The 8080-nt window shown below is 34.1% G+C and carries 9 protein-coding genes, 1 tRNA gene and 1 other annotated feature; all 10 genes read right to left on the bottom strand.

Annotated elements, in window-relative coordinates; all coding sequences use genetic code 11:
- The coding region (locus ABV008_RS10750) for a GTP-binding protein (RefSeq protein ID WP_352419569.1) at positions 1-136 on the bottom strand (136 nt) is incomplete at its 3' end.
- Between the two features lie 145 nt (positions 137-281).
- Positions 282-357 (bottom strand) — tRNA-Thr (locus ABV008_RS10745).
- Between the two features lie 74 nt (positions 358-431).
- Positions 432-1079, bottom strand: a complete 648-nt coding sequence (sigH, locus tag ABV008_RS10740; protein WP_502929774.1) for an RNA polymerase sporulation sigma factor SigH — start codon at positions 1077-1079, stop codon at positions 432-434.
- Positions 1080-1160: 81 nt separating this feature from the next.
- Positions 1161-1682: an NYN domain-containing protein gene (locus ABV008_RS10735; protein WP_352419819.1), complete on the bottom strand. Its 522-nt coding sequence runs from the start codon at positions 1680-1682 to the stop codon at positions 1161-1163.
- 4 nt (positions 1683-1686) lie between these two features.
- Positions 1687-2430, bottom strand: coding sequence for a 23S rRNA (guanosine(2251)-2'-O)-methyltransferase RlmB (rlmB, locus tag ABV008_RS10730; protein ID WP_352419818.1), 744 nt, complete (start codon positions 2428-2430; stop codon positions 1687-1689).
- A gap of 290 nt (positions 2431-2720) precedes the next feature.
- Positions 2721-3485, bottom strand: coding sequence for an FAD-dependent thymidylate synthase (gene thyX / locus ABV008_RS10725; protein WP_352419817.1), 765 nt, complete (start codon positions 3483-3485; stop codon positions 2721-2723).
- 15 nt (positions 3486-3500) lie between these two features.
- On the bottom strand, positions 3501-3932 hold the full coding sequence (locus ABV008_RS10720) for a Mini-ribonuclease 3 (RefSeq protein WP_352419816.1): 432 nt from the start codon (positions 3930-3932) through the stop codon (positions 3501-3503).
- A 3-nt stretch (positions 3933-3935) separates the two neighbouring features.
- The gene (gene cysS, locus ABV008_RS10715) at positions 3936-5336 is read right to left on the bottom strand and encodes a cysteine--tRNA ligase (protein WP_352419815.1); all 1401 of its coding nucleotides are present in this window, start codon (positions 5334-5336) and stop codon (positions 3936-3938) included.
- On the bottom strand, positions 5323-5994 hold the full coding sequence (gene cysE / locus ABV008_RS10710) for a serine O-acetyltransferase (protein ID WP_352419814.1): 672 nt from the start codon (positions 5992-5994) through the stop codon (positions 5323-5325). Before cysE ends, cysS begins: the two co-directional genes overlap by 14 nt.
- A gap of 240 nt (positions 5995-6234) precedes the next feature.
- Positions 6235-6452 (bottom strand) — a binding site (T-box leader).
- Positions 6453-6552: 100 nt separating this feature from the next.
- Positions 6553-8037, bottom strand: a complete 1485-nt coding sequence (gltX, locus tag ABV008_RS10705; protein WP_352419813.1) for a glutamate--tRNA ligase — start codon at positions 8035-8037, stop codon at positions 6553-6555.
- Positions 8038-8080 lie beyond the last annotated feature (43 nt).

Genomic DNA, 8080 nt, shown 5'->3' with positions numbered 1-8080 from the left:
TTACTTCTCCAAAGCCGTATCTTTTGTTTAATACTGTTGTGATTGCTGCTGTTAATGTTGTTTTACCGTGGTCAACGTGTCCTATTGTTCCAATATTTACGTGTGGCTTGGTTCTTTCATATTTTGCTTTTGCCATTTTTTTATTCCTCCCTACTAAACATTTTAAAAATAGCTAATATGTATTAGCATTAATTAATAAAAAAACTTACATAAATCTATTATGTCAAAACTCTTATAGTCATAGAAAACACATCCGGGTGTTTCCCTATGTTTTCACTAGTTGGAGCCCACGACCGGACTCGAACCGGTGACCTCTTGCTTACCATGCAAGTGCTCTACCTCCTGAGCTACATGGGCATTTGTTGCCATCACTTAGATAATTTTACTATCAGCTTAATTTTATGTCAATAGGCAAAATATTGAATGGAAAATTATATGTCTTTAACCTCTAAGTATCTTTCTAGTTTTCTTTTTACTCTTTGGAGGGCATTATCTATTGACTTAACATGTCTATCTAAGTCTACTGCTATTTCTTGATAGGATTTACCTTGAAGATATGACATCAATACTTCCCATTCAAGATCACTTAAGATTTCACCAATTTTGCTCTCAATACTTTTTAGCTCTTCTCTACTTATAATTAGCTCCTCTGGGTCAGTTATCTTAGCACCAGTCAAAACATCAAGAAGGGTCCTATCTGATTCTTCATCATAAATCGGCTTATTTAATGAAATGTATGAGTTTAAAGGTATGTGTTTTTGTCTTGTAGCAGTTTTAATTGCAGTTATTATTTGCCTAGTTATGCATAACTCTGCAAATGCCCTAAATGAAGTAAGCTTGTCCTGATTGTAGTCGCGTATAGCTTTGTAGAGACCAATCATACCTTCTTGAATAATATCTTCTTTGTCTGCACCAATTAAAAAATATGATCTTGCTTTAGCTCTTACAAAGTTTTTGTATTTTTTAATAAGGTATTCCAATGCCTCAGGATCACCATCTCTAGCATCATCAACTACCTTTTCATCATCCATAGCATCGTATTCATCTACTGATAAATCCTTATAAATACTTAATCCCACCAGCATCCCCTCCAGCAAAATGTTGAAAACGTTTCATGCATACACTCATTATATATATATTTGATATTCCAGTCAAGGTATTTACTTATTCTTTCTAAGTTTTTCGAGCTTCTCTAATGTTTTCTTGTCTAGTCGGCCCATTAAAAGGTCGTTTGTTTCATTAACTTTTTCATTTTTCTTTCTAATTATTTCTTTATAATGCTCGACTTCAAGTTTTAGCTCTCTAGCTGAAATTCGGGTTCCCCCTCTACCCATTACCACCTGTTGTTCAATCCAGTCAGACGTAGCCACCCTGACTTTTTTTGTTCTCCCAATCGCATCCAGAGTTCTTTCTATATAGTGGTCTGCAGTTTCCTTCTCTTTTGTATATACAACATCAACACCTTTAAAGGTTTCTTTTTTTTCCATGCTTCCTTTTACAAGATGTGCATCAAATACTACTATTACTTTTATGCCAGTAAAAGATTGATACTCAGCTAGTGTTTCTATTAGCTCATTTCTTGAAACTTCTAAGCTTTGCTTTGATAGTTGTCTTAGATTGCTCCAGTTATTTATGATATTGTACCCATCAACAAACAGGTACTCTTTAACGTTACTCCTCATGTCATTACTTTAGACCCCTTTGTCTTAATACTTCATACATTATAACTGATGCAGCAACTGAAGCGTTTAAAGAAGCTACTTTCCCGGCCATAGGTATTTTAACTAAAAAATCGCATTTTTCTTTTATTAATCTTCCTATTCCTTTGCCTTCGCTACCTACCACTATTGCTATAGGACCTGTAAGGTCTCTTTTAAAATAATCTTGCTCTCCACCCATATCTGCTCCGTATATCCATATCCCTTTTTCTTTGAGTTCTTCAATTGTAGAAGCAATATTAGATACTTTCGCAATATTTATATGTTCTACTGCCCCTGCTGAAGCTTTAATTACAACTGGAGTTAGACCTACTGCTCTTCTTTTGGGAATTATTACTCCATGTGCTCCTACACATTCTGCTGTACGGATAATTGCCCCTAGATTATGAGGATCTTCTATTTCATCTAATATTATAATGAAAGGATCTTCATCTCTATCTTCTGCAACTTTTATTATATCGTCTACTGACTTATATGAATATGGTGTAACTAGTGCTATTACTCCTTGGTGAGCTTTAGTTTCTGACATTGCATCTAGTTTTGCTTTTTCTACATATTGTGTTACTATCTTTTTGTCTTTGGCCATTCCTATTATTTTTTGTATAGAGCCTTGCTCTGAACCTTTAGCGATTAGTATCTTATCTATTTCTCTTCCGCCTTTTATGGCTTCCATTACTGGATTACGCCCTTCTACATAACCTTCTTCTCTCATCTCTTCACCTCGTATAATTATTTCTGTGGTGCCGGTAAAATTTTAATACAATACACGCTCTCGGTTTCGGTCACGAATAATTCTACAGCTCATTCCGGTATTAAATCCTACAACTTGCAAACTCGCTTCGCTCAGACAGTGCAAGTTGCTTAACGGATTTATTACCTCCATTCGCTAAGAATTATAGTCGTGCCCTGCAAATGTTCGCTTAGTATTATATTAAAATTTTACAACTGTATTATCGCTAGTAATTATTCTATCCTGCCAAATCTATTCTTAAGTTATTTTTTCTAAAGAGTTTTAAACTTTTCCCTTACTTCTTTCATCTTTCCGCAACTCATATTTCCTTCTGGGCATGGGCCATTTACGCAGCCTGGGCCGCAGTATTTAAATAGTGATGGTGCTACTTCTTTTACTTGTCTTAGCATTTCTGTTGCTAACTCTCTTATTTCCCATTGTGCTCTATTACAGCATCTTTTATTAAAAAAATTAAATAATGCTCTTGCATTCATTGTAAACACAATTTTTGTTTCACATGCATTAGGAAATACATATCTAGCATCTTCAATGGCTTTTTTTTCTGCATCTTTTCTGGCCTTGTCCTCACTATTGCCAGCTTGTATAAGTTTTTCATAATGCTCGTTATATAGTATATCAGTTAGTTGATTGTAATATTGTTGATCCTGCTCCATTGCTTCAATGAACATTGCTTTAGCTTCTGGTACAGCTTCTATTGATGGTGGAATTATGTACTCAAATTGTTGAAGTTTTACATATCTTTGAGATTGTTGAGAGTATGATGCTCCAATTCTATGCCTTACTGGCTGATGAGTCAGAACCCTACTTATACCTTCTACTCCAAATGTAAAGGAAACATGTTCTACTGGTGATTCATGTCCTAAGCTCATAAGCATTTCAATAAAGCCTTGAGTTTTTTCATCATCAAGTTTTTCTTCAATATTTTCTACACCTACTTGGGAATAGCATAACTTTGCAGAAGCAGCCACAAGTTTTTCTGGTTCTGGAGTATATCTTAGTAAGCTTACCTTAAGCATTTATTTTTCCCCCTTTTATTTACGTTCACCTTCATCTATTATCATACTAAAAATCTCTAAAATTCTTTCGTATCTTCCCATAAGATATAAAAAGCCTATTAATGTTTCAAAGCCAGTCGCATACCTATAATCCAAAAGATTTGCATTTTTAGGTGCAGAGCCTGATTTTGCATTTCTACCTCTCTTTACCATTTGCCACTCTTCTTCTGTAAGCTTATCCTCTAAATAATGGGTTATATCTGCTTGAGCTTTAGCCTTTACATATTCTATGGCCTCTTTATGAAGCTCATTTACTGAAATGTTTTTCATTCCTATTAAGTATGTTCTTATGAAGAGCTCATATACAGCATCTCCTATGTAAGCAAATTGCAGGGGAGATAGCATCTTAATGTCTACTCCCCAGTCTTTGCTTATACTCTTAAACCCATCAAATAAATCTCTTTCCATATATTATCTAACCCTCTTCCACTTAACTCCATCTTTTGTATCCTCAAGTATTATCCCTTTTTCTTTTAAAGTATCCCTAATTTGGTCTGCTAGTTTAAAATCCTTGTTCTTTCTAGCTTCCATTCTTTTATCTATAAGCTCTGCGATTTCTTCGTCTAGTAGTTCATTTTCTTTATTTAATATGCCTAAAATCCCACTAAGTTCTGTTAATATATCGTGTATAAATATGACTAGTTCTCTAGGAGAATCTTGGCTTAGTTTAGTATTTCCTTCTTTCACCATCTCAAATAGTGCGGATATTGCGTCAGCAGTATTTATATCGTCTTCCATACTGTCTATAAATTTTTTCTTTAATTCAGTTATTTCTTCTTTTATTTTATTGTCTTTGTCATTTAAAGCTTTTTCTTTACAATTATCCATCAAATATTCAAGATTATTTTTACCATTATATAATCTATCAAGACCATTCTTTGCCTGCTCCACAAATTCTCTACTAAAGTTTACAGGCTTTCTGTAGTGTGCTGATAAAATGAAAAATCTCAATACTTCTAAATCAAATTCCTTGCTTATTTCTCTAACAGTAAAGAAATTCATTAAGGATTTCGACATTTTTTGATTTTCAACATTTATCATAGCATTGTGAAGCCAGTAATTTGCAAAAGGTTTCTCAGTGAGACTTTCACTCTGGGCTATTTCATTTTCATGATGTGGAAACTGCAAATCTTCTCCACCAGCATGAATATCAATAGTATCCCCTAAATATAATCTCGCCATTACAGAGCATTCTATGTGCCATCCTGGTCTACCTTTTCCCCATGGACTATCCCATGAAGGCTCTCCTGGTTTTGCAGCTTTCCAAAGAGTAAAGTCTATAGGATTTCTTTTAATCTCATTAACCTCTACTCTTGCTCCTGATATTAAATCTTCAATGTTTTTCTTTGATAGTTTCCCATACTCATCAAGCTTAGTAACATCAAAGTACACATCACCATTAACACTGTATGCATAACCTTTGTCTACTAGCTCTTTAATAAAGCCTATTATTTCAGTTATATGCTCAGTAGCTCTAGGATGATTAGTTGATTCTTCTTTTAAAAGCAGTCCCTTTGCATCTTTTAAATACTCACCAATAAACTTTTCTGCAATTTCTTTTACAGTAGCTCCTTCTTCGTTTGCTTTATTTATAAGTTTATCATCTATATCAGTAAAATTCACTAAATAATCTACAGTATAGTTTTTGTATTCTAAATATCTTCGGAGTACATCAAATACTACTAAAGGTCTTGCGTTTCCTACATGAATATAATTATATACTGTAGGTCCACATACATACATAGTAACCCTGTCTTGTTTGATTGGTATAAATTCTTCTTTTTTTCTTGTTAAAGTATTATAAAGCCTCATCATTATCCCTCCCTATTGAGTTATAGATATAGTCTTCTAGGTCAGCTATTCTCTTTCTTAAGCTTTCAAATTCTTGTGCTACTGGGTCAGGAAGCTTAACTTGGTCAAGGTCAATATCTTTATCTACTAATGAAATTTTCTTATTCCCTTTTACAACTATTCTACCAGGTACTCCAACTACTGTACAGTTTGGTGGCACCTCTTTAAGCACTACTGAACCTGCACCGATTTTAGAGTTATCTCCAACTCTAAATGGTCCAAGCACTTTTGCACCGCTACTTACCACTACATTATTTCCTATAGTAGGATGTCTCTTCCCTTTATCTTTTCCGGTTCCCCCAAGTGTTACTCCTTGATATATAGTTACATTGTTTCCTATTTCAGTAGTTTCACCTATAACTACACCTATTCCATGATCAATAAAAACTCCTTCGCCAATTTGGGCTCCTGGATGTATATCAATTGCAGTTAAAAATCTAGCTATTGTTGATATGAGCCTAGCTATAAAGAAAAGTTTTCTTTTATAGAACCAATGTGCGACTCTGTAGAACATTATGGCATGAAGTCCTGGATAACAAAATAGTACTTCTATCGTACTTTTCACTGCAGGGTCTCTTTCTTTTACCGCTCTGACATCTGCTCTCAAATGTTTGAACATAATTTTCTCCTTTCACTTTCTATTTCTTTGCCTACTATTTTTTATGACCCATAGTAAGGTCTTGATTTTTACATAAATCGGGTTAGGTCATTTTCCGCAGTCTCGTAACACAAATTTATTTGCTCGCTGTCGCTCACATAAATTTGGTGCTCGTTGCGTTTGACCTACCTACGATTTCCTGATAAAAGCATTCAGGAAATCGGGTTAGGTCATAAAAAAAGCCGCCTCAATATTGTAAAATAAAGAGACGGTTTAATCCCGCGATTCCACTCTAATTGGGCAGACTTGCCCCAGCTCATAAAAGCTATAACGGTGCTAACCCGGTTAACCCTACTTATCTTTCAGGCAACAGTTCAAAGGTGCACTTCAACCTAAAATTGACCTAAGGCTTCTCTCAGCTAGTAAAAGCCTCTCTCTGTAAGTATAATAGATTTACTTTACCTTATCATAACTTTAATGTTATTTTCTATAAAATAATATGTTTATATTATATTACTAGATGTTAATATATTTTTCAATACATTTTTAATAATTCTCCATAGAAAAATCAGTAAAGCACTATTTTAAAATATATTTTTTTACATATTCTATGCGACTAAGTATGTTTTGTTTCCCTAAAATCAAAATAACTTTATCTAAATCTGGCCCATGAAGCTGTCCAGTTAATGTTGATCTTATTGGCATAAACAAATTTTTGCCTTTTACTCCTGTACTTTTCTGAATTTTCTTCATTACTGTAGCAGAAAACTCTTCATCTACTTCATCTATATGCGAAAGCTCTTCCTCAAAAGCTTCAAGTAAAGAAGGTACCTGCTCTCCTTTAAGCATTTCACTTACTTCTTCATTTTCAGGCTTAATTTCATTGTCAAAGTAAAACTGAGCCTTTTCTCCTATTTCTGCAACATATGATATTCGCTCTTGAAGAGATGAGACTAAAAGCTTTATCCAATCATGTCTGTTGTTTACATCCTCTTCAGTAATATAACCAGCACTTAAAAGATGTGGTATAGCTAACTCTGTAATTTCATCTACATTTGCATTTCTTATGTAGTGTCCATTTATCCAATCAAGCTTATCTTTATCGAAAACTCCTCCTGTATTGGATACTCTTTCAAACGAGAATTGTTCCACTAATTCATCCATTGTAAAGAACTCTTCGTTGCTTTCTGGACTCCATCCTACTAATGCAAGGTAATTGACAAGACCTTCTGGTAAATAGCCCTTAGCTCTAAAGTCTTCTACTGAAACATCTCCATGTCTTTTACTAAGCTTTTTCTTTTCTTTATTTAATACTGTAGGTAAATGAACAAATTCTGGGGTTTCCCATCCAAAAGCTTCAAATAAATATGCGTGCTTTGGAGCTGATGGTAACCATTCTTCTCCTCTTACAATATGAGTTATTTTCATAAGATGGTCATCTACTACTACTGCAAAATGATAAGTAGGGAATCCATCAGATTTAATGAGTACTTGGTCATCTAAATCTTTTGTATTTATTGTGATTTTACCTCTTATTAGGTCGTTAAATACTATATCTCTATTCTTTGGGAGCTTAAGCCTGATTACGTATTCCTCTCCTGCTTCGATTCTTTTTTTAGCCTCTTCAATGCTTATGTCTCTACAATGTCCATCGTATCCAAGCATTAAACCTTTTTCTTTTTGCTCTTCTCTAATTCTTTCAAGTCTTTCTTTATCGCAAAAACAATAATATGCATGTCCTTTTTCCAATAGTTCTTCAATATATTTTTTATATATATGGAGTCTCTCTGACTGAATGTATGGACCATATTCGCCTTTTTGAACTATCTTACCATCTTCTATAAAGACTCCCTCATCATGTACTACTCCAGACCACATAAGGGATTTATATAAGTTTTCAATAGCATCATCTACATATCTTGACTGGTCTGTATCCTCAATTCTAAGTATATATTTCCCGCCTTTATTTTTAGCAAATAGATAATCATAAAGCGCTGTTCTTAATCCTCCAATATGTAAATATCCGGTAGGACTAGGTGCAAACCTGACTCTCACCTCTGACATCTTATAAAACCTCCTAAATAATTTTCCTATCCATATCTGTATA

This window comes from Proteiniborus sp., assembly GCF_040308045.1.
GTDB lineage: Bacteria > Bacillota > Clostridia > Tissierellales > Proteiniboraceae > Proteiniborus.
The sequence above is the reverse complement of the archived record's forward strand: the minus strand, read 5'-3'. Positions and strand labels throughout refer to the sequence as shown.